Genomic DNA, 20,238 nt, shown 5'->3' with positions numbered 1-20,238 from the left:
CTGTGGCTTCGGCACCACGCATGGGCATCTTATCCTGAGCAATTTTACAGGGCAAAATTAATCGGACTGCACGATTAGCGCTCTTAGAGAGCTGTTTTCTTAATCTACTGATCTACACGATGAGCTTACTTAAACTAGCGGTTATATTTAGCCTGAAAAACAGACAAAAGCAGTCCGGAAGAGTGCGCTTCTCTTTTTAGCAGAGTAGGGCCCGTGCTTACAATGTTTGGTAGGAAAACAGCGTACTGCCCCAAGGAGTGACTTCGCATGTATATGCAGCTTCGTTTCGTGCTCAAACCCCTCCTGCAACGGGTATACCATCACGATGTGGTGGGTGCTGAACACATCCCTGGTGACCAAGGTGCCATATTGGCAAGTAACCATGTGTCCTTTGTGGATTCTCTTTTCTTGCCACTTGCCGCACCTCGTCAGGTCTTTTTCCTGGCCAAATCAGACTATTTCACTACCCCAGGCCTCAAAGGTAGGTTGATGAAATGGTTTTTTACCTCGGTGGGGCAGCTTCCCATCGATCGTTCTGGTGGAGCTAAATCAGCCCAGTCTCTTGCTGCGGCAGTATCAGCCTTGCGAGAGGGGAAACTGGTGGGCATTTACCCAGAGGGTACCCGCAGCCCCGATGCCCGCCTCTACCGGGCAAAAATTGGTGTTGCCCGCCTAGCACTTGAAGCTGGAGTTCCTATTATCCCGGTTGCGCAACTGGGCAATGAGTATGTTCAGAGGCCGGGATCTAATAGGTTGCATGTGCGCCACCAGGGGAAAGCCATCCGCGTGCGAACCGTTATTGGTGAGCCGATTGATACGACCCCCTACGCTCACCGGGAAGACCAGTGGGTCGCTCAACGGGAACTTGCTGATTTGGTTATGCAGAAAATTAGTGAACTCACCGGCAGAAAGATTATCCCAGCCTATGCAGGCGATATTAAGAAGCTTATGGCCTCTGAGAACATCAGCGCAGATGAAGCACTGCGCAGGTTGCACCCTGATTACACCCCCTAAGCGAGGAGGGTATGTGCCCCGGCTCATCATGGAAGCCTAGACCGGTTAGGGGTGTCATATGATGGACTCCGCATTGTAGGGCACCCCAACCAACACCATACTTTATCAAGAAAGCCTTTCCCCACGAGGCAGAGAACGACCACTATACTAAGGATTTATCGCGTCATGACCTCCGATATCAGCCCCAGCACCAAGAATTTATCTGAACTCGACGAGTGGCGTTCCCTCAAGATTGACCAGCACCCTCAGTGGGTTAATCACCCAGATTTTGCCCAAGTCATGCGTGAACTGAGCACCGTACCTCCGCTTGTATTCGCCGGTGAAGTTGATCAGATGCGTGCTGATTTAGCGCGGGTGGCAAACGGTGAAGCTTTCCTCCTGCAAGGTGGTGACTGCGCCGAAACCTTTGCCGGTGCAACCGCAGATAAGATATCGGGCCGTATTCGTACCCTGCTTCAGATGGCGGTAGTCCTGACCTACGGTGCGTCTATGCCCGTTGTAAAGATGGGGCGTATGGCCGGGCAGTTCTCAAAACCCCGGTCCTCCAACGACGAAACCCGCAACGGGGTGACACTGCCTTCCTTCCGCGGCGAGATGGTCAATGGCTTTGACTTCACCGAAGAATCCCGAGTCCACGACCCTCGCCGTATGCTTCGCGGCTACCACACCAGCGCATCCACCTTGAATCTGATTCGTGCTTTCACCCAGGGCGGCTTTGCCGATTTACGACTGGTGAACTCCTGGAATAAGGGATTCACCTCTAACCCCGCTCACTCTCGCTACGAGTCTATCGCGGCCGAAATTGACCGAGCCGTCAAATTCATGGAGGCCTGCGGCACTGACTTTGGACCGCTCAAAACCACCGATGTTTACACTGGACATGAAGCTCTGCTCCTTGACTTTGAGCGTGCACTCACCCGCATTGATTCACGGACCAACCTCCCCTACGATACCTCAGCCCACTTCCTCTGGATCGGTGAGCGAACCCGCGGCCTGGACGATGCCCACGTCAACTTCCTATCCAAGGTCCGCAACCCCATCGGTGTGAAGCTCGGCCCCACTACCACCGCTGACGATGCGCTTGCCCTGATTGACAAGCTTGACCCGGAACGCGATCCTGGCCGTCTGACCTTCATTATCCGCATGGGCGCCGCTACTATTCGTAAGAAGCTACCGGCGATTGTCGAAGGGGTGCAGAAAACAGGTGCCAAGGTCGTTTGGGTTACCGACCCCATGCACGGCAACACCATCTCTGTTCCCTCGGGCTACAAGACTCGCCGCTTCGATGATGTGGCCGATGAAGTTCAGGGTTTCTTTGAGGTCCACGAAGCCCTGGGCACCTTCCCCGGTGGAATCCATGTTGAAATGACCGGCGACGATGTCGCTGAGTGCCTGGGCGGCTCTGATCCGATTGAGGAAGCGGCCTTTGCTGACCGCTACGAGACTCTATGTGATCCCCGCTTGAACCACCAGCAGTCGCTGGAAATCGCTTTCCAGGTTGCTGAGTACCTGGCCCGCCGCTAAAAGGGACAGTCTCAACCCGTTAGCTTTCTAGTTACTTACTGAAAAGCCATCTGCCCTATCTGGTACCAGATAGGGCAGATGGCTTTTAGTTTTGGTCGAAGCAGAGAGCTAAAACAGTAGGGTAGCTAGCCACCAACCGATGAATCCGGCACCAACCAGACCAAGGAGTAAGAAGGCCGAGAAAGCTAGCAGGGCTACCGGCTGAGGTGCTGCTCGCCAGGGTTCAGCAGGGGAGCGGCGTTCTGCCTGGCTCTTAGCTGTGACGATGCCTGGACTCTGGTGAGCAGAACGTGCGGGAATGAAAGCATCACCTGCTTGCTGGGTTTGCCCTGCCCGACGTGGGGTATAACTGGCGGAGATGCTGGTTGCCGATGGCGCAGAGGCCGGTGCGTTTGCTGCTTCCGTGGCAGGGCTTAGTCCAGAAAAGGCCACGGTGGTGTTGGGGTCCTGAGCCACGTCCCAGTAGAGAGTTTCATGGCCTGATCTGTCAGACTCTGGGGTAGCTGACGCGCTCGCCTTTTGTGTCGCCTGAGGCTTGGTCATGGGGCCCACACCGGCTATCTGGGTGGGGGCATAGACCTGAACCGGCGCTGAAGCGGCTGAACGCACCGCTTTCTCGTGCGCAGTCAGTGGCGCTGACGTATCAGCTTCTACATCAATGAGGTCATCGGCCTGTCCAAAAGCAGAGATAGGGGTGTTCCGATACACACGGGTCATGCCGGATCGGTCAGCGATTTCGGTAACGTCCTCCCACATCCTTGTGAGAGGCAGATCGGTTACTAGAGGTGCACGGAAAGCCCTCTCATCAGCGGTGGAACGGTTCAGACAGTCTTGAAGAGCGCGGTAGAGCTCGGTGGCGTCCTGGGGCCGATCTGCAGGGTTGCGACGCGTAGACCAGCTGACTACACCCGCAATATCCGAGGAAATTCCGGGAGCCAGTTGAGTGACGGAGGGGATATCGGTGTTGGTGTTATGGTAGAGCACCTGCTGGTCATTTTCTGTTACCGCGAACGGCATACGGCCGGTGAGCATACGGTACATCATGACACCGGCTGAGAAAATGTCGCTGGCGGGCCCGACAGAAGCACGAACATCGAGAATCTCCGGGGCCACAAAGGAGGGCGTGCCCATGAGCTGGCCGGTCGCATTCTGGTCAGCGCGGCGGGTCAGGCCAAAATCGGAAAGCTTGATGGTCTGGTGCTCATCTTCAAGCAAAATATTGGCGGGTTTGATGTCGCGGTGAATGAGCCGGTGAGCGTGGACTTCTGACAGTCCCTCGACGGCAGGAATCATAATGGAGAGAAGCTCCCCGACCGAGAGCACAGGCCTTACCTTCAGTAGCTGAGAAAGGGTGCACCCGTGGACGTATTCCAGAACCAGGAACATCACCTGCTGTCCATGGACCTTCTCAGTGCCTGAGGCTATAACCCCTACCACATTAGGGTGCTTGATTTTGCTGAGCGCCGCACCCTCCCGGAAAAACTTCTGTTGCTGAGTTGGATCCGCAGAAAGGTGCGGTAAAAGCACCTTGACCGCAACGGGGTTATTGGACCACAAATCAACCGCGTGGTAGACCTCTGCCATGCCTCCGCGGGCTATCAGGTGGCCGACCTCGAAATGACCGTCAAAAATTACCCCGGTCAGCCAGGGGGCAGCAGCGTTCTGTTCAGACATCTTTACCATCTTACGTGCGCCAGCTAGCGGGCGGTAGTGCAGAAGTGATGAGGGTAAGAACACGTCATGCTACCGCTTACCCCGGTTCTAGGGCACAATGGTTAGGTGACTGATGATAAAACTACACCCCAAGTAATGAGCCTGGTAGGTAACTGGCTAACGATTCCGGATATTGCCGAAGCCCTTGACCTCAAAGTAACCCGCGTTCATAACCTACTTTCCGATGGCACTCTGCTTGCCGTTCGTGACCCCGAGAGCGGGGTTAGGAAAGTTCCCGCGCTCTTTATCCGTCAGGACCGTGTCCTGGAATCTTTGAAGGGTACCCTTATTGTTCTTAAGGACGCAGGGTTTACCGCCGAAGAAGCTATCGTGTGGCTCTACACCGAGGATGACTCCTTGCCCGGTCGACCTATCGATGCTCTCCTTGAAGGCCGAAAGACTGAGATCCGCCGAAGGGCATCCGCTCTGGCCTGGTAAATCAGATGGATGCTCTGGGACCGGGGTGCTGGTGTGCTGAATACAGCTACTGGCACCCCGGTCTTTTTATGAGCTACGGTTCAGAGCCTTAGCTGCAATTTCTCGGAGGGCCTGCATCACATCTGCATCGATGCTCAGCTCTGCCAGCTGGGTCAGTGCCTGCTCGCTCTTTTCGCTAATCATTGCCTCGGTGGCCTCTAGCGCGCCGCTATTTCGCATGAGGTCCTGGAGGGCCGTGATAGTTGCGGGATCCAGCTGGGGGGAACCCAAGGATTCCTCCAGGAAAGCTCGTTCTTGGGCTGAAACTTTCATGGCGGTAAACGCCGTAAGCACGGTCCGCTTGCCCTCTCGGAGATCATCTCCGGCAGGTTTCCCGGTTGTCTCAGGCTCCCCAAAGACACCTAGCACATCGTCCCTGAGCTGGAAACCTTCTCCCAGGGGGAGGGCAAAAGTCCGGTACCCATGGAGCAGGGAGGACGGCTCCCCATGCTTCAGGTCCTGCCCAAGAGCACCGCCTAAGGCCAGAGGGTGTTCACAGGAGTACTTTGCTGACTTAAAACGAATCACGTTGAGAGCGCGTTCAAGGGCCAGCTCGGGTTCTTCTTCTGGGACAACTTCACCCACAATATCGAGGTACTGCCCGGCCATAACCTCGGTTCTCATCAGGTCAAAAATAAAACGGGCTTCGCTCTGTGCTGTCAGCTCAGGAATAGAAGAGAACACCATCTCTGACCACGAAAGGCACAGATCACCCGCCAGGATTGCACTAGAAACGCCGAAAGTTTCGGCGCTGGTTTTGTAGCTAAGGTCAGTGTGCATGGCTTCAAAGCGGCGGTGTAGGCTGGGGGCACCACGGCGGGTATCGGAAGCGTCAATAATGTCATCGTGAATCAGCGCAGCAGTCTGGAAGAGCTCAATAGCAAGCCCGGCTTTAACGATAGATGGAGTCAGACCGGCACCGCCTGAACCGCGATATCCCCAGTAGGCAAGAAGCGCCCGTAGTCGTTTGCCTCCGGAGGAAAGAGATTCTATGGAGTCAAGCAAAGGGAGAGTCTCCTTGGAAACAGCCAGCATAATTTCTCTTTGCCGCGCAAAGAAACGCTGTCTTTCAAGCTCCAAGGCCTCAAGATAGCGGGAGGTTTCCAGAGAGGAGGGATCGGATGCTTGCTGGGGGGTCATGGCGTCCTTGGGTGGTATGAGCAGGTGTAACCAGTCTAGTGGATTGAATGATTGGTCTGGCAAAGTTTGGGTATCTCGACTAACCTAGATTGTTAGAACATATATTCTAATTGCTGTAAAGGTCGGTGCCAGGTGGGGTGGGAGAGTCGGGAGCGCTATCAGCTGAGGAAGCCAGCGCCCGTTATCATGCACCTTGACATGGATGCCTTCTTCGTGAACGTGGAATTGCTTTTCCGGCCAGAACTCAAGGGGCGCAGCATCATTGTCGCCAGGAACACTCCGCGTTCTGTGGTCACTTCTGCTTCCTATGAGGCTCGAAAGTATGGTGTGGGCTCAGCCATGCCTTTAGCTAGGGCCTTGCAACTGTGCCCTAATGCTGTTGTGGTTGAGCCATCCTCTAACTATCGTGACTACTCCCGTAAGGTCATGGCTATTCTGCACCGGATTACAGACCGGGTGGAGCAGGTCAGCGTAGACGAGGCTTTTGTCGATCTCACCTCGGCTATCCGCGCCCAGGGCAACCCTGTACAGATTGCTCAGAAGGCGCGGCGACAGATAGCTGATGAACTGGGGCTCCCATCATCAGCGGGCATTTCTTCTACGAAATTTATTGCCAAAATGGCCTCCTCTGCTTCTAAGCCCAAGGGCCTCTGGGTCATTCCGCCCCACAAAATACAGGATTTTTTGGACCCTATGCCGGTGGGGCGGCTCTGGGGTGTTGGGGCCAAGACCTCTGCCCATCTTGAGGGACTGGGGATACATACAGTCAAGCAACTTCGGGGGTACGAGCTAGGGTGGCTCCAAAGTCGCTTTGGGCTGTCTGCCGGGACTCATCTGTTTGAGATGTCGAGGGGCATTGATCGTCGTGCGGTAGAAAACCACCGGGTTGAAAAATCCATAGGAGCCGAGCATACATTTCTTGAGGACCAACAAGAAGCCACAGTCCTGGCTACTGAGCTCTATGGCCTGTGCCTGACTGTCGCGCGGCGTCTGCGTGCTTCGGGTAAGCAAACCCGTAGCCTGAGCATCAAAATTCGTTATTCCAACTTTGAGACGCTGACCCGATCCTGCCCTCTTCTGGGGGCAACAAGCTCAGGGCGGCAGATCTTCGAAGCGGTTCAGGCCTATCTCAGTCGGAATGGAATTCTCGACTCTCGCGGGAATTCTCACCGGCCGATCCGTCTGCTGGGGGTACGCGCTGACAAGCTGGAGGCTCAGAGTGCAGGGGTGCAACTCGCCCTGCTTCAGGATGACCTCGATGTGGGTGACTTTGACCGCCACCAGCATTGGCAGGGCGCTGAATCTACCATGGACCTCATCCAGGCAAAGTTCGGGGCTAGAGGTTTGATACCTGCACGGTTGCTGATGGCCGACCAAAGAAAAGGGCCCCTGGAATAAAATTCAAACCCTTGCGGCTTTTTCTTGGGTCTTTAGCCTGACAAAATGTAAGATGGTTAGACTGAAATGGTTCGGTACCTGGCCTGCGTTTGAGCGCGGTTCTCGGTAACTTTCCAGTCCTTTCCACAAGCTCTAGGAGATGCCATGGCGCTATCGGAACGCGAGAAAGAACTTCTTGCTCAGCTTGAGAAGCAGCTCAATGACGATCCTGCTTTCGCATCTACTATGACTGGGCCGCAGGATGTCGTGGCTCCCGCTTTGACTGCATCACCTCGTCACCTGGTTCTAGGTGCCCTGGGGGCTGTCCTGGGTTTGGGTGTGATCATCGCCGGTGTAGCCAGCAAGCTCATTATTGTGGGTGTCCTCGGGTTCCTCCTTGCTAGTGCTGGCCTATATTTTGCAACTACCGCTCCCCGGAACTCCTCCCCGAAGGCAGGAAAGGGAGTATCTGCCCCCAGGTCCTCTAAAGGGCCCTCATCCTTTATGAGGGGACTAGAGGAGAAATGGGATAAGCGCCAAGGCGGTACACGCTTTTAGGCAGGCAGTTCTTTGGACCGCCCGGTAGCTACCGGGCGGTTTTTTGTGCCTTAAAGAGATTTGCTGTTTTTAAACGAATTAAGAGGCAAAAAGGAATTCCTGTTTAATGCACGAACCTGCATAAACCTCAGCGGTGGCTTGAGTGTGAAAACGCTCAAAAACTTATTGAAAATTCTAGTTTTGGTATATGCAGTGGGGCATTGTGGAGTAAAGTGGAGGGGTAGAGCAATACTGGTGTAGTTTCCCGTTGGGTTCGGAAGCACACGAAAAACGAGAGCAAGAGGTGGTGGTGTGATGTTTCTAGGGACGCACACTCCCCGTCTTGACGCTAAAGGCAGGCTCATTTTGCCGGCTAAGTTCCGCGAACAGCTTGAGCCTGGGCTTGTCCTAACGCGCGGTCAGGAGCGTTGTCTCTACGTTTTTACTGTCTCTGAGTTTGAACGTATTCATGAGCAGTTGCGTGCGGCCCCGCTGTCTTCAAAGCAGGCAAGAGACTACATTAGAGTTTTTCTATCGGGAGCCTCAGATGAGGTCCCCGATAAACAGGGACGAATTACTATTCCTCAGAATCTGCGGGACTACGCCGGGCTTGAAAAGGAGCTCACGGTCATCGGCGCAGGTTCAAGGGCTGAAATCTGGAGTACGGAGGCTTGGGAAACCTACCTCCGGGAACAAGAGGAAAGCTTTGCAGAAACAGACGAGGACATTCTTCCGGGGCTCATGCTCTAAAGACTTTCACTAGCTGACAACCAACCACCACTGCAAGGAGCTAAAACCTTGACTCAGGTAGAGAACATCTCACCCGGCAAGGCTGCCAAAGACAGGCACGTTCCGGTCATGCTCGACCGTTGCCTGGACCTTCTTGCGCCCGCAATCTCCCGCCCAGGTGCTGTGGTTATTGATGGAACACTCGGTATGGGTGGGCATTCAGAGGCTATGCTGGAACGATTTGAGGGGCTGACCCTGATTGGTATCGATCGTGATCTCATGGCTCACCGGTTGGCAGGTGAGCGCCTTGCTCGTTTTGGTAAGCGCTTTATCCCGGTACACGCCGTCTATGATGAGATTCCCCGGGCTATGGAGGAAGCCGGTGTCAGCGAGGTCGATGGTGTTCTCTTTGATCTGGGCGTTTCATCCATGCAACTCGATGAACGTGAACGCGGTTTTGCCTACTCCTACGACGCACCTTTGGACATGCGCATGGACGGCACGGAAGAACTCACCGCAGCAATCGTAGTGAACACTTACGAAGAGACTGAACTGCGGCGTATTATTCGCCAGTGGGGCGAGGAAAAGTTTGCTGCCCGCATCGCTCAGAGAATCGTGGCGGCCCGCGCTGAACGGCCTTTTGAAACGACGGGTGAGTTGGTTAAGGTTATCCAGCAGGCTGTTCCTCTTGCCGCACAACGTAAAGGCGGTCACCCCGCTAAGCGCTCCTTCCAGGCGCTCCGTATTGAAGTTAACCATGAACTTGATGCGCTCGAACGAGCTATCCCCGCCGCAATTGATGCCTTGAATATGGGTGGTCGGTGTGTTGCCATGAGCTATCACAGCCTGGAAGACAAAATTGTTAAGCGGAGCTTCACCGCACGTTCAACATCGAGTGCACCCAAGGGTTTCCCCGTGGAGCTTGAGGAACACAAACCCGAACTTAAGATTATAACTCGGGGTGCTGAGCCTCCCACAGAGCAAGAAATTCAAGAAAACCCGCGGGCGGCCTCAGCAAAACTAAGAGCAGCAGAAAAAATCAAGACCACTAAGGTAAAACCATGAGCGCGGAACCCCGATTCCCTATTGCAGCTGACTCTGGTACAGCGGATGCTAAACCGCGCCTGACTGTGGTCCCTGCTGAGGCTGGGACTTCCAGCCCGGCACGTCGTCCCCTGTCTCGTTCTCGGTCTTTGAAAGCGCAGTCAAACCGCTGGCGTGTTTTCATTGCCCTGGGTGCAATGCTGGTTGCTTTGCTCACTGTACTTGTACTTAGCATCGTCATGGCGTCTCGTCAGTACAAGCTGGTGGAGCTTCGTTCGCAAGAGCAGGCTCTCAGCCAGGAAAATGAAGCGCTTGTTCAGGAGATTGAGTACTACCAGGCACCCCAGGATCTGGCCATCCGCGCCAGCCAGCTTGGCTTGGTAGCAGGTTCAAGCCAAGCTACGCTGAATCTAAATACGGGAGAGATTACCGGTATTCCTATGGCAGCTGAGAAGGGTCAGGCAGAAAGCAAAAACCGTATTGCCCCTCCGGCTCTGTCCGATACCCAAGCCTATGAGAAAGCTCAGGCCCAGGCCGAGGAAGAGCGCAAGAAGGAGGAACGCAAGAAGCAAGAAGAAGCTAAGGCAAAGGCTAAAGCTAAAGCATCGGCTAGAGCATCATCCAAGGCTTCGCCTCAGCCTTCCGCTCCCTCCAGCGCACCCGCCAACCGGTAACCATGGCTTATACGCTCAGGTGCTTGCCTAAGAAGGCAGGCACCTCAGCGCATCAGCATCAGCGCAACAACCAGGAAGACAGATACCGTGACAGAACCAGGTGGAACCATGAAGGGCTCGCAGTATGAAGATCCCGTTCAGGGGATAAAACAGACTGTAGGGCGCCGTGGATTCTTAACCGGCACTATCGCGGCCGCTGGTTTTGGTCTTGTGGGTGCTCGTCTTGCCTACCTACAGGGGCTTGACCCCGACGGCTTAGCGGATGCTGCAAAGAAGAAAAGAACCCGCGAGCAGGTCATCCCCGCCCTGAGAGGGGAAATTCTCGATATCAACGGTAACGTCCTGGCTCGAAGCGTCCAAAGGTATAACATCACCGTTGATCAGTCCGCAGTTGGCCCCTTCAAAAGGTACGAGGAGGGGAGCAACAAGCCAGTTGAGGTAACTGCCACCGAGCTTGTCTACGAGCTAGCCGATATCCTTGAGATGAAAGATGAGGATGTCAAAAACGCCTTGGACGGCACCCTGCGATACAAGGTAGTTAAAGATAATGTCACTCCTGCTATCTATAACAAGGTTCAAGCACTGGGTGCTCCCTATATATACGGTGAGATTCTGAGCGAACGTAAGTACCCCAACGGGCAGGTTGCTGGGTCAGTAGTAGGTCGCTACAGCATCGTTGAGGAAGCCGTTGACGGGACCAGTAACCAAACCCGAACCGCCAATAACTCTGTGGGTATTGAACGAACCATGGGAGAGCATCTGGCGGGTAAGGACGGACTGCGAGTCTATGAAATCTCAGCTGACGGTATCCGTATCCCTATCGGAGATGAACAGAACACACCCGCTGAAGACGGTAAAAACATTCGCCTTACTATCAACCAAGACGTTCAGTATTTTGCTCAGCAGGTTGTCAAGGCGCGTGCTGATGAGCTCAAAGCTGAGTGGGGCACTGCCATTGTCATGGATGTCCGTGATGGTTCTATCCTTGCGCTCGCGGATTCTTCTACCATGGATCCTGGCTCTGATAAGTTCGAGATTGCAGATATGAATCCCCGTGCTATCTCTCAGGTTTTTGAGCCGGGTTCGACGGAGAAGATCCTGACCACCGCTGCGGTTCTTGATGAGGGGCTAGTGACTCCCGAGACGGTTTTTGACGTGCCCGCCGAGCTAGTGATTGATCAGCAGACCATTACCGATGCTTTCGTTCACCCTGCCCAGAAGCGAACCGTAACTGGAATTATCGCAGACTCCATGAACACGGGTACCGTGATGATGGGGAGCAAACTGACCAAAGAACAGCGCTATAACTGGCTCAAGAAATTTGGCCTGGGAGACTTCACAGGGGTTGAGCTGACCGGTGAGTCTCAGGGACTGGTTAGTGATTGGCGGGAGTGGGATATCCGCCAGCAGTACACCGTGCTCTTTGGCCAGGGTATCGCTCAGACGGCCCTCCAGACCGCCATGATTTATCAGGCCATTGCTAACAAGGGCGTCATGCTCAAGCCCCGCATCATCGATGCTGTTCTCGATAATCAGGGGACCGAGGAAAAACGCCCTGTTGAGGAGGGCACCCGAATTGTTAGCGAGGAAACTGCCCGCAAGACCCTGAGCATTATGGAAGCCGTTGTCTACGAGGGCGGTGCCAAGGGTGCCCAGGTTGAGGGTTACAGGGTTGCCGGTAAAACCGGCACCGCTGAAAACGTAGGAAAGAACTCATCGACCTATGACGGTTGGACTACCTCCTTTGTGGGGGTTGCGCCTTCGGAAGATCCGCGCTTTTTGGTCTCTGTCACGATCCATCGCCCTCAAACAACAGCCGCCGCTGTAGGCCTAGCTAACACAACCGAGCAGTTCGCTGAGATTATGGAGAAGACCTTGCACACCTATAACGTGCCGCGTTCTTCAACGGAGCCTCAGCTGACCCCCAAATTTGCCGAGGGTCACGATGAAACCGGCTAAAGTAGAGGCTACGAATAAGGGGCGCTGCCCAGAGCGCCAGATAAAGTTTTAATTTCACTCGCTATACCTGGAGGGAAACCCCGTGAACAATCAAAGACTGCTCAACGGTAGCGCACAGACTCTGCGCCCCCGTCAGGTTAACCGCACCAGCTGTGTGCAGGTTGCTGAGTGGCTGATCGATCTGGGGCAGGAGGCACGACATGTGCAGGAAGCCGCTGCGCCTATTAGCGGTATCACCCTGGACTCGCGTGAGATTCAGAAAGGTGACCTGTATGTTGCTCTGTCGGGGGCAAAGACTCACGGTGCTACCTTTATTGCTGCGGCCTTAGAGCGTGGGGCTTCCGCAGTTTTGACTGATGCTGATGGCCTTGAACTTATAAAGCAGGACGGGGCTTTGCCGCAGGGACTGGGCGTGATTGTGACCGCCGACGTACGGGCAGCGGTTGGGCCACTTTCTGCTCGTATCTACGGTTCTCAGCCTGCAAACGGGGGAGCACCCCGACTCTTTGCCGTGACTGGAACCAACGGCAAGACAACTACCACCTACATGATTAACTCAGCTATGCAGGCTCTGGGCCACACCACGGGCTTGATTGGCACCATTGAGATTTTGGCTGGTGGCCAGGCAATTCCTTCCAAGCTAACAACCCCGGAGTCGCCCCACGTCCATTCTTTGATTGCGCTCATGCGTGAGCAGGGTATCAGCAGCGCAGCTATGGAGGTTTCCTCACACGCTCTGGACTACCGGCGTGTTGATGGCATTCGATACGATGTTGCTGGTTTTACCAACCTGACCCAAGACCACCTAGATTTGCACGGCACCATGGAGAACTATTTTGAGTCCAAGGCCGAGCTTTTCACCCCCCAACGTACCCGCCGTGCGGTGATTACCGTTGACGATGAGTGGGGTCAGAAGATGGCTGACCGTGCTATCAAGAATCTGGGGAGCCGCGCCGTCGTTCGCTTGGCGACCAAGAGGGGTGCTGGCTTTGAAGCCGGGGCGGAGCTGTCTGCGCTAGGGCCTTCCGACTGGAAGCTGATTCGGGTTCAGCGGAGCGGAATCGGACACAGCTTTGTGCTGGAACGCGGGGACGGCCTGCAACTGGCAAGCTCGACTCAGCTCCCTGCGGACTTCAACGTCTCAAATGCTGCTCTAGCTGCCCTGATGGTCTTTGAGTCTGTCCAGCATGAAGGGGAGCGGAGCCAGGTGGCAGAGAAGCTCTCTCGCCCTGAAACTCTGGCGCCCGTGGTCCCTGGGCGGATGCAGCTCATTTCTACCGCTCCGACTGCACTGGTCGATTTTGCCCATAATCCCGATGCCCTTAAACGGGCTCTTGAAGCAATCGAACCAGCTAATCCCAAGGGCAAGATTATTATCGTCTTCGGCGCCACCGGTGAACGGGATCAGACCAAACGGCCTCTCATGGGGCAGATTGCCGCATCCTACGCCGACATCGTAATCGTGACCGACGATGATCCGCACCATGAAGCTCCTGGCCCGATCCGTGAGGCCGTTGAATCAGGTGCCTTGGCCGCCGTTGAAGGCGGGGCCCGAGCTCAGCAGGTGTTCAATATCGAGCCTCGTTCAGCCGCTATCACCCGGGCTATTGAACTGGCCGGTCCCGAAGACTCTATCCTTATTGCTGGTAGAGGGCACGAGGTGGCTCAGGACGTAGCTGGAACAGACCTTGAACTCGATGACCGAGTCGAAACAGCATGTGCGCTCCTGGCCGCTGGTTACAGCGTCCTACCCGCTTATCAGAACGAACAGAAGTAGCTTGAGGTAAACCCATGATTGAACTGTCTGCCCTTGAGATTACCGCCGCTGTGGGAGGAACCCTATTGGGCCTATCCGAAGCGGAGGCGGCTGCTATTTCGTGTACCTCAGCTACAACCGACTCCCGCCAAGTCACTGCCGGTTGCCTTTTCCTAGCTAAGCCGGGTCAAGTGACTGACGGCCACAATTTCCTACCCCAGGCTTTTGCTGCGGGCTCACGGCTGGCTCTGGTGGAGCGCGAGGTCAAGGACGAAGCTGGGGTTCCCTACCCTTCAGTACTCGTAGATGACGTTGTCCTGGCGATGGGGCAGCTGGCCGCCTTCATCCTTGCTCGTCTGCGTGAACGTGGTGAGGTAACCGTGGTGGGTATTACCGGTTCAGCGGGTAAAACTACGACCAAGGACCTCCTGGCCGCTATCTTTGGAGCAGTGGGCAAGACCGTGGCACCAGTCGGCTCATTCAACGGTGAGGTGGGGGTTCCACTGACCGTGTTCCGTGCGGAGGAAGATACCCGTTATCTGGTCATTGAAATGGGGGCAGACCGGGTCGGCAACATTCGCTACCTGACTGACATGATTCAGCCTGACTACGGAATTATCCTCAAGGTTGGTACCGCTCACGCCGGTGAATTTGGGGGCGTCGATAAGATCGAAGCAACCAAGGGCGAAATGGCTGAAGGTGTTCGTCATGGGTTGGGACTCAACATTGACGATTACAGGGTACGACGCATGATTAACCGTGCAAGTACACCCGTGACTTACTTTGGTGTGGCGGGTCGAGAAGCTGAGCTGACCACCACGTCCAACCCCGGGGTAACCGAGGAACGTGTGATTGCGGAAAACCTGAGCACGAACTCCCAAGGCAAACCTAAATTTACGCTTATTTTCCCTGATGGGCAGAGGTATGAGGTGTTATCCCAGCTCATCGGTGAGCACCACGTCTACAACCTGCTAGCGGCAGCTACCCTTGCCTACCAAGCTGGTATCCCAACCGACGTCATTGCGCAGAACCTTATCTCCTCTGCCGCAGCTTCTAAATGGAGAATGCAACGCACTGACCGGGCCGATGGCGTAACCGTCATTAACGATGCCTACAACGCTAACCCCGAATCCATGACAGCAGCCTTGCAAACTCTTGCTTCTTTGGGCCGGCAACCCGGCACCAACAGAACATGGGCGGTTTTGGGAGCCATGCTGGAGCTGGGGGAGCAGAGCCTCACCGAGCACGACCGAATCGGCCAGCTCGCTGTACGACTCAACATCTCCAAACTAATTGCAGTGGGCGAGATCGCTAAACCGATATATAACACCGCCCATTTGGAAGGTTCCTGGGGGAATGAGGCAACCTGGGTTGCTACCGGCGAAGAGGCCTTCGAACTCTTGCAAGGCCAGCTTGAACCAGGCGACATTGTACTTTTCAAGTCCTCAAATGGAGCTGGCCTGGGCATTCTAGGCCAACAGGTTGCAGACTTTGAGGGCAACCTCACCGTACCGGTGAGCTCAAAAGGCTCAAATCAGCCCTGGAAGAGCGCCGGTGACTTTGCACAACCGCTAAACTCTTTCAGTGGTGCAGAAACTGCTTCTGCCACCAACACTTCAGACAACTTATAACTGGGAAGGCAAAGACACCACATGATTTCTATCTTGTTGGCTGCGGCTTTGGGCCTGATCATTTCGATTGCAGCGACTCCGGTCTATACCCAATGGCTGGTCAAGCAGCAATTCGGACAGTTCATCCGCGAAGACGGGCCCACATCACACCAGGTTAAACGCGGCACCCCCACTATGGGTGGTGTGGTGATGATGGTAGCCACCGTACTCGGTTTCTTCCTTTCCATGGCCTTGACCCCCTTGCTGACAGGCGTGGGGCAGGCCCCTTCCGCTTCGGTCTTACTGACCATGTTCCTTATGCTGGGCATGGCCGGCGTGGGTTTCATTGACGATTTCTCAAAGATTTGGAAGAAGCAAAGCGAAGGCCTGACACCTAAGGGCAAGATTATTCTGCAGGGGCTCATCGGCACGCTTTTTGCGGTAGGTGTTCTCCTGATCAAGGATGACCGGGGCTGGTCACCTGCCAGCTACCACCTATCCTTCACCCGTGATATCTCTTGGCTGAACCTGGCTTTTGCTGGCCCTCTTATTGGCATGATTCTCTTCATTATCTGGGCTAATCTGATTGCCACGGCAACCACTAACGCGGTTAACCTGACCGATGGTCTAGACGGCCTGGCAACCGGCGCAGCCATTATGGTCTTCAGTGGCTACCTTTTGATTTCTATGTGGCAGGCTCAGCACCTGTGCGTTCCCGGCTCCTTGGACAGGGTCTGCTATGAGGTTCCTGATTCCGGCCAAATGGCGGTTCTTGCCGCTTCACTGATTGGTGCCCTCATCGGCTTTCTCTGGTGGAACACCTCACCGGCAACCATCTTCATGGGAGATACCGGCTCATTGGGCCTGGGTGGCGCACTGGCTGCTTTCGCCATTATTACCCGCACCCAGATGCTCCTGCCCATCATCGCTGGGCTCTTCGTGACGATTGCTATCTCCGTTATTCTGCAGGTGGGTTACTTCAAGCTCAGTGGTGGTAAGCGCATCTTCCGTATGGCTCCCCTCCAGCACCACTTTGAATTGAAGGGCTGGGCCGAGGTCAACGTCGTTATCCGCTTCTGGATTCTGGCGGGCCTCTTTGTAGCGGTAGCCCTCGGTATTTTCTACGGCGACTGGCTTATTATCAACGGAGGTGCCTTCTAATGCAGGCAACAAACGCTAATCCCGTGTACGGCTACGAGCGACTTGAATCGCTAACCCGTTGGGAATCTGACTGGGCTGGGTTGCGTGTTGTAGTGGCGGGTCTTGGTATCAGCGGTTTCTCAGCAGCAGACACCCTGATTGAACTGGGAGCTCGTGTTGTTGTCGTCGATGGAAATGATAACGAGGTCACCCGTGGCAAAGCAGACACCCTGGCGATTGTTGGTTCTGCCGGGTCTGTACTGGGGCCCGACGCTATGGAAGCGCTTCCCCTGGTAGACGGTCAGCCAGCAGAGCTCGTCGTGACCTCACCCGGGCTTGCCCCTACCATCGGCATCCTGGCCGATGCTGTAGGCCAGAAAATCCAAATCTGGGGAGATGTTGAACTTGCCTGGCGACTGCGTGAGAGGCAGGGGCGAACCCTAGCACCCTGGCTCTGTATCACCGGTACCAATGGCAAAACCACCACCGTTGGCATGACTGAATCAATTCTGCAAACGGCAGGTCACAAGGCTATCGCGGTGGGCAACGTGGGTACACCTATCCTCGATGCCCTGCGTGACCCGGTTGATTACGACTTCTTCACTGTTGAACTCTCTAGTTTCCAGCTCCACTGGACCTACTCCATGTCACCGCTCGCTTCAGTTGTGCTGAATGTGGCGGAGGACCACGTGGACTGGCACCAAGGCTACGCCAACTATCTGGCCGATAAGGCACGCATTTACGAGAACACTCAGGTTGCCTGCATCTTTAACGCCAACCAGCAAGAAATTGTTCAGATGGTTGAAGAAGCTGACGTAGTTGAGGGCGCACGAGCTATCGGTTTTTGGGCTGATACCCCCGGGCTTTCTATGGTCGGTGTTATTGACGGTTTACTCGTTGATCGTGCTTTCCTCGATGACCGCCGCAACCAGGCTTTAGAGCTGGCAGAGGTTGCCGATACCGGGCAGCTCCCCACCAGACACACGGTGGAGAACGCGCTGGCCGCCGCTGCCCTGGCACGAGCTGCCGGGATCTCTCCCGAGGAGGTCAAAGCGGGCCTACTGAACTATCAGCCGGGTGCTCATCGTATCCAGCTTGTGGCTAATACTCACGGGGTGCTCTGGGTCAATGACTCTAAAGCCACCAACCCGCACGCAGCCAACGCGTCTTTGAGTTCTTTCACGCCCGTGATTTGGGTTGCCGGGGGGCTTTCCAAGGGAGTTACCTACGATGAGTTGGTAGCCGAACATAAGGACAGGCTCAAAGCCGTTGTGGTCATCGGAACCGATACCGCTGCCCTGATTTCAGCTTTGGCTAAGCAGGCACCGGCAGTGCCCGTCTATAACATGACTGAGAGCCCGCTCCTAGCTGATGCTCGTGACGGAAGAGCCGTCATGGGACTTGCTGTGGCTAAAGCCCACGAACTCTCAGCCCAGAATGACACGGTTCTTATGGCCCCCGCAGCGGCTTCTATGGACCAGTTCGTTTCTTACGCCGATAGAGGCAATGCCTTCATCGACGCGGTAGCAGATCTTGTGAACCAGATTAATTCTTAGTACTAACAGGGGGAGCACCGATACGTCTCGGTGCTCTTCTTCCAGCATCTAACCCGCCGGGTGAGTGCCACCTGACTGAAGAGAAGAGAACCGGAGCATGAACCTTACAGCCTCCCCATCATCGAAGAATCAGCAGAGCCGGCTGGGCGGTTTGATCACCAAGGTCCGGGATATCTGGGAGCAGGCCCAAACACGGTTGGGCTCGATGGTGCTGACCGATGTGCCCATCGTCCTGTCTGTTGCTGCGTTTGTTCTATCTATCTTTGGTGTGATGATGGTTCTTTCGGCATCAAGTGTGGAGCAGATTTCCGTGGGGCACACTCCCTATGGGCAGGCCAGCACCCAGGGGGTATTCGCTGCGGTTGGCATCCTGCTCATGCTGATTGTGGGGTTCCTGGTACCTGTTAGGTTTTATAGGCCCCCTCTCGCACTTAACCTCGCGATGCTGGTTGTTGTTGCCCTTCTCGTTGCCGTGATGTTTTTTGGAAGTGTGGTTAACGGTAATCGCAACTGGCTGAATGTTTTTGGCTTCAGTATGCAGCCTTCTGAGTTCGCCAAGCCCGTGATGATTTTGTGGTTAGCCTCCGTATACTCCCGCCAGGGCAGAATTGACCGGGGGACAACTGGTCAGGCGCTCTATAAAGCGCTCTTTCCCGCGATCCTGGGGTTTGGCTTGGTCGTGGCTCTCATTTTGGCCGGTCACGACGCTGGGACGGTTCTGATTTACGTTATGTTCTTCGGAGCTATCTTCATGGCTGCGCGCCCGTCGCCTTCAACGGTCCGCATCGGCATTGTGGCACTCTTGATTGGGGCTCTTGCTCTGGTAGTAACCAGCCCTAACCGTATCGAGCGTATCCTTAACACCTTTTCTTTCTGGAGCGAATGCCAGGAAGCAACCTGTGATCAGGCAAACTCAGGCTTGGCAGCGCTGGCAACCGGTGGGTTCTGGGGGGTTGGCTTAGGCCAGTCTCGTCAGAAATATAATTACCTTCCCGAGGCCCACAACGACTACATCTTTGCTGTGATCGGTGAAGAGCTGGGGCTGGTGGGCGCGGTAGCTCTGATTCTCTTGTACGCTGCCCTCATCTACTGCTCCATGCGTATTCTTTTGCGTTCTTCAGATTTGTTTATCCGTTACGCGACCATTGGCATCATCACCTGGATAGCCGGTCAGGCTTTGCTAAACATCAGCATGGTCGTTGGCATCATGCCCGTTATTGGTGTGCCCTTGCCTTTCATTTCTGCCGGTGGTTCTTCTCTGGTCTCCGTGCTATTTGGTGTGGGCGTGCTGATTGCCTTCGCCCGGCAGACCCCACTTAACCCGATTGTGGGGGAACGTACCGGCCTGGTAAACGCCAAGAAGCAAAAGGACGATGCCCGTCGCGTGGCTCTTGGGCGTGTGGTTGCTCGAGAACAGATTGCACTAGCCAAGGACCCCGATGGTGCCGGGTGGACCCTTGAAAAGTTCCTGGACCGGTGGAACGCCCTCGTTGATGGAGGCAAGGCTCGCCCCAATGGTAAAAGTCATAACCGCTCGCAAGGAAAGGCGTCAGCTCTGGGTGCGAGCCAGGCTTCGGTACCGCGACAGCAGACAAGAAGGCCGGGGCAGGCTCCTGTGCCTGGAGGCCAAAAGCTAGCGACTACTGCACCGCGCTTAAACACCGGTGAACCCCTTCGTCCTCAGCGGACTCAGCAGAAGCCGCCGGCTTCATACCAGAGTGGCTCAGTTCAGGCTTCTGGCTCAGTTCAGGCTTCTGGCTCAGCCACACGGCCTCCAGCAAACGCTGAAGGCACCACTGCACCAGCTCCTAAACCCCAGCATCAGGTAAAACAGGCTCCTGCTGAGGGGAGCGCCCATGTTCAGCGCCTAGCCCCACAAGAGCGGAAAGTTCCTCAAGGCCTGCGTACCATCCGCAAGGCACGAGATTTACCTAATCACAAAAAATAAGGGCAGGTTACACTGAACCCTTTGCGCTCAAAGTGTGCCA

General features: G+C 55.2%; 16 protein-coding genes. 14 read left to right on the top strand and 2 right to left on the bottom strand.

Going from position 1 to position 20,238, the window contains the following annotated elements; translation table 11 throughout:
* Nucleotides 1-267 precede the first annotated feature (267 nt).
* Together ACN085_RS03830 and ACN085_RS03825 are read left to right on the top strand one after the other, a co-directional pair.
* On the top strand, nucleotides 268-1,014 hold the full coding sequence (locus ACN085_RS03830) for a lysophospholipid acyltransferase family protein (RefSeq protein WP_419110656.1): 747 nt from the start codon (nucleotides 268-270) through the stop codon (nucleotides 1,012-1,014).
* Between the two features lie 165 nt (nucleotides 1,015-1,179).
* Complete coding sequence (locus ACN085_RS03825; protein WP_419104235.1) at nucleotides 1,180-2,538, top strand: class II 3-deoxy-7-phosphoheptulonate synthase; 1,359 nt, start codon at nucleotides 1,180-1,182, stop codon at nucleotides 2,536-2,538.
* Between the two features lie 108 nt (nucleotides 2,539-2,646).
* On the opposite strand, the gene ACN085_RS03820 is transcribed toward ACN085_RS03825, so the two are convergent.
* The gene (locus ACN085_RS03820; protein WP_419110655.1) at nucleotides 2,647-4,212 is read right to left on the bottom strand and encodes a serine/threonine protein kinase; all 1,566 of its coding nucleotides are present in this window, start codon (nucleotides 4,210-4,212) and stop codon (nucleotides 2,647-2,649) included.
* A gap of 135 nt (nucleotides 4,213-4,347) precedes the next feature.
* Between ACN085_RS03820 and ACN085_RS03815 the strand changes: the two genes are divergently transcribed.
* A complete protein-coding gene (locus ACN085_RS03815; RefSeq protein ID WP_419100121.1) occupies nucleotides 4,348-4,689 on the top strand; it encodes an Rv2175c family DNA-binding protein in 342 nt (113 codons plus the stop codon).
* Nucleotides 4,690-4,755: 66 nt separating this feature from the next.
* On the opposite strand, the gene ACN085_RS03810 is transcribed toward ACN085_RS03815, so the two are convergent.
* Nucleotides 4,756-5,868: a polyprenyl synthetase family protein gene (locus ACN085_RS03810; protein WP_419110654.1), complete on the bottom strand. Its 1,113-nt coding sequence runs from the start codon at nucleotides 5,866-5,868 to the stop codon at nucleotides 4,756-4,758.
* Between the two features lie 186 nt (nucleotides 5,869-6,054).
* Here ACN085_RS03810 and dinB point away from each other — a divergent pair, with 186 nt between their 5' ends.
* From dinB to ACN085_RS03755, 11 genes are all read left to right on the top strand, one after another.
* Entirely contained in the window at nucleotides 6,055-7,266 is a 1,212-nt protein-coding gene (dinB, locus tag ACN085_RS03805) for a DNA polymerase IV (RefSeq protein ID WP_419110702.1), read from the top strand.
* Nucleotides 7,267-7,410: 144 nt separating this feature from the next.
* Complete coding sequence (locus tag ACN085_RS03800) at nucleotides 7,411-7,803, top strand: DUF3040 domain-containing protein (RefSeq protein ID WP_419104239.1); 393 nt, start codon at nucleotides 7,411-7,413, stop codon at nucleotides 7,801-7,803.
* A 294-nt stretch (nucleotides 7,804-8,097) separates the two neighbouring features.
* Entirely contained in the window at nucleotides 8,098-8,532 is a 435-nt protein-coding gene (gene mraZ, locus ACN085_RS03795) for a division/cell wall cluster transcriptional repressor MraZ (protein ID WP_419100048.1), read from the top strand.
* Between the two features lie 48 nt (nucleotides 8,533-8,580).
* Entirely contained in the window at nucleotides 8,581-9,576 is a 996-nt protein-coding gene (gene rsmH / locus ACN085_RS03790) for a 16S rRNA (cytosine(1402)-N(4))-methyltransferase RsmH (protein ID WP_419104240.1), read from the top strand.
* The gene (locus ACN085_RS03785; RefSeq protein WP_419100050.1) at nucleotides 9,573-10,229 is read left to right on the top strand and encodes a hypothetical protein; all 657 of its coding nucleotides are present in this window, start codon (nucleotides 9,573-9,575) and stop codon (nucleotides 10,227-10,229) included. Before rsmH ends, ACN085_RS03785 begins: the two co-directional genes overlap by 4 nt.
* Nucleotides 10,230-10,316: 87 nt before the next feature.
* Nucleotides 10,317-12,188 carry a peptidoglycan D,D-transpeptidase FtsI family protein gene (locus ACN085_RS03780; protein WP_419110653.1) on the top strand — a complete coding sequence of 624 codons (1,872 nt, stop codon included), beginning with the start codon at nucleotides 10,317-10,319 and terminating at the stop codon, nucleotides 12,186-12,188.
* Between the two features lie 82 nt (nucleotides 12,189-12,270).
* On the top strand, nucleotides 12,271-13,965 hold the full coding sequence (locus tag ACN085_RS03775; protein WP_419110652.1) for a UDP-N-acetylmuramoyl-L-alanyl-D-glutamate--2,6-diaminopimelate ligase: 1,695 nt from the start codon (nucleotides 12,271-12,273) through the stop codon (nucleotides 13,963-13,965).
* Nucleotides 13,966-13,979: 14 nt separating this feature from the next.
* The gene (locus tag ACN085_RS03770; protein WP_419110651.1) at nucleotides 13,980-15,575 is read left to right on the top strand and encodes a UDP-N-acetylmuramoyl-tripeptide--D-alanyl-D-alanine ligase; all 1,596 of its coding nucleotides are present in this window, start codon (nucleotides 13,980-13,982) and stop codon (nucleotides 15,573-15,575) included.
* A gap of 21 nt (nucleotides 15,576-15,596) precedes the next feature.
* Nucleotides 15,597-16,715 carry a phospho-N-acetylmuramoyl-pentapeptide-transferase gene (gene mraY, locus ACN085_RS03765; protein WP_419100054.1) on the top strand — a complete coding sequence of 373 codons (1,119 nt, stop codon included), beginning with the start codon at nucleotides 15,597-15,599 and terminating at the stop codon, nucleotides 16,713-16,715.
* Nucleotides 16,715-18,250, top strand: a complete 1,536-nt coding sequence (gene murD, locus ACN085_RS03760) for a UDP-N-acetylmuramoyl-L-alanine--D-glutamate ligase (RefSeq protein WP_419110650.1) — start codon at nucleotides 16,715-16,717, stop codon at nucleotides 18,248-18,250. The genes mraY and murD overlap by 1 nt, the downstream gene beginning before the upstream one ends.
* A gap of 97 nt (nucleotides 18,251-18,347) precedes the next feature.
* Nucleotides 18,348-20,198, top strand: a complete 1,851-nt coding sequence (locus ACN085_RS03755; protein WP_419110649.1) for an FtsW/RodA/SpoVE family cell cycle protein — start codon at nucleotides 18,348-18,350, stop codon at nucleotides 20,196-20,198.
* Nucleotides 20,199-20,238: the final 40 nt, after the last annotated feature.

This window comes from Rothia sp. P4278 (assembly GCF_048512945.1).
Classification (GTDB): domain Bacteria; phylum Actinomycetota; class Actinomycetes; order Actinomycetales; family Micrococcaceae; genus Rothia.
This window is presented reverse-complemented; position numbering and strand designations above follow the sequence as displayed.

Bases quoted from the DNA above. Each gene is read 5' to 3' on its own strand.
- ACN085_RS03830 (WP_419110656.1), top strand. From the start codon at position 268: ATGTATATGCAGCTTCGTTTCGTGCTCAAACCCCTCCTGCAACGGGTA.
- ACN085_RS03825 (WP_419104235.1), top strand. From the start codon at position 1,180: ATGACCTCCGATATCAGCCCCAGCACCAAGAATTTATCTGAACTCGAC.
- ACN085_RS03820 (WP_419110655.1), bottom strand. From the start codon at position 4,212: ATGTCTGAACAGAACGCTGCTGCCCCCTGGCTGACCGGGGTAATTTTT.
- ACN085_RS03815 (WP_419100121.1), top strand. From the start codon at position 4,348: ATGAGCCTGGTAGGTAACTGGCTAACGATTCCGGATATTGCCGAAGCC.
- ACN085_RS03810 (WP_419110654.1), bottom strand. From the start codon at position 5,868: ATGACCCCCCAGCAAGCATCCGATCCCTCCTCTCTGGAAACCTCCCGC.
- dinB (WP_419110702.1), top strand. From the start codon at position 6,055: ATGCACCTTGACATGGATGCCTTCTTCGTGAACGTGGAATTGCTTTTC.
- ACN085_RS03800 (WP_419104239.1), top strand. From the start codon at position 7,411: ATGGCGCTATCGGAACGCGAGAAAGAACTTCTTGCTCAGCTTGAGAAG.
- mraZ (WP_419100048.1), top strand. From the start codon at position 8,098: ATGTTTCTAGGGACGCACACTCCCCGTCTTGACGCTAAAGGCAGGCTC.
- ACN085_RS03785 (WP_419100050.1), top strand. From the start codon at position 9,573: ATGAGCGCGGAACCCCGATTCCCTATTGCAGCTGACTCTGGTACAGCG.
- ACN085_RS03770 (WP_419110651.1), top strand. From the start codon at position 13,980: ATGATTGAACTGTCTGCCCTTGAGATTACCGCCGCTGTGGGAGGAACC.
- mraY (WP_419100054.1), top strand. From the start codon at position 15,597: ATGATTTCTATCTTGTTGGCTGCGGCTTTGGGCCTGATCATTTCGATT.
- murD (WP_419110650.1), top strand. From the start codon at position 16,715: ATGCAGGCAACAAACGCTAATCCCGTGTACGGCTACGAGCGACTTGAA.
- ACN085_RS03755 (WP_419110649.1), top strand. From the start codon at position 18,348: ATGAACCTTACAGCCTCCCCATCATCGAAGAATCAGCAGAGCCGGCTG.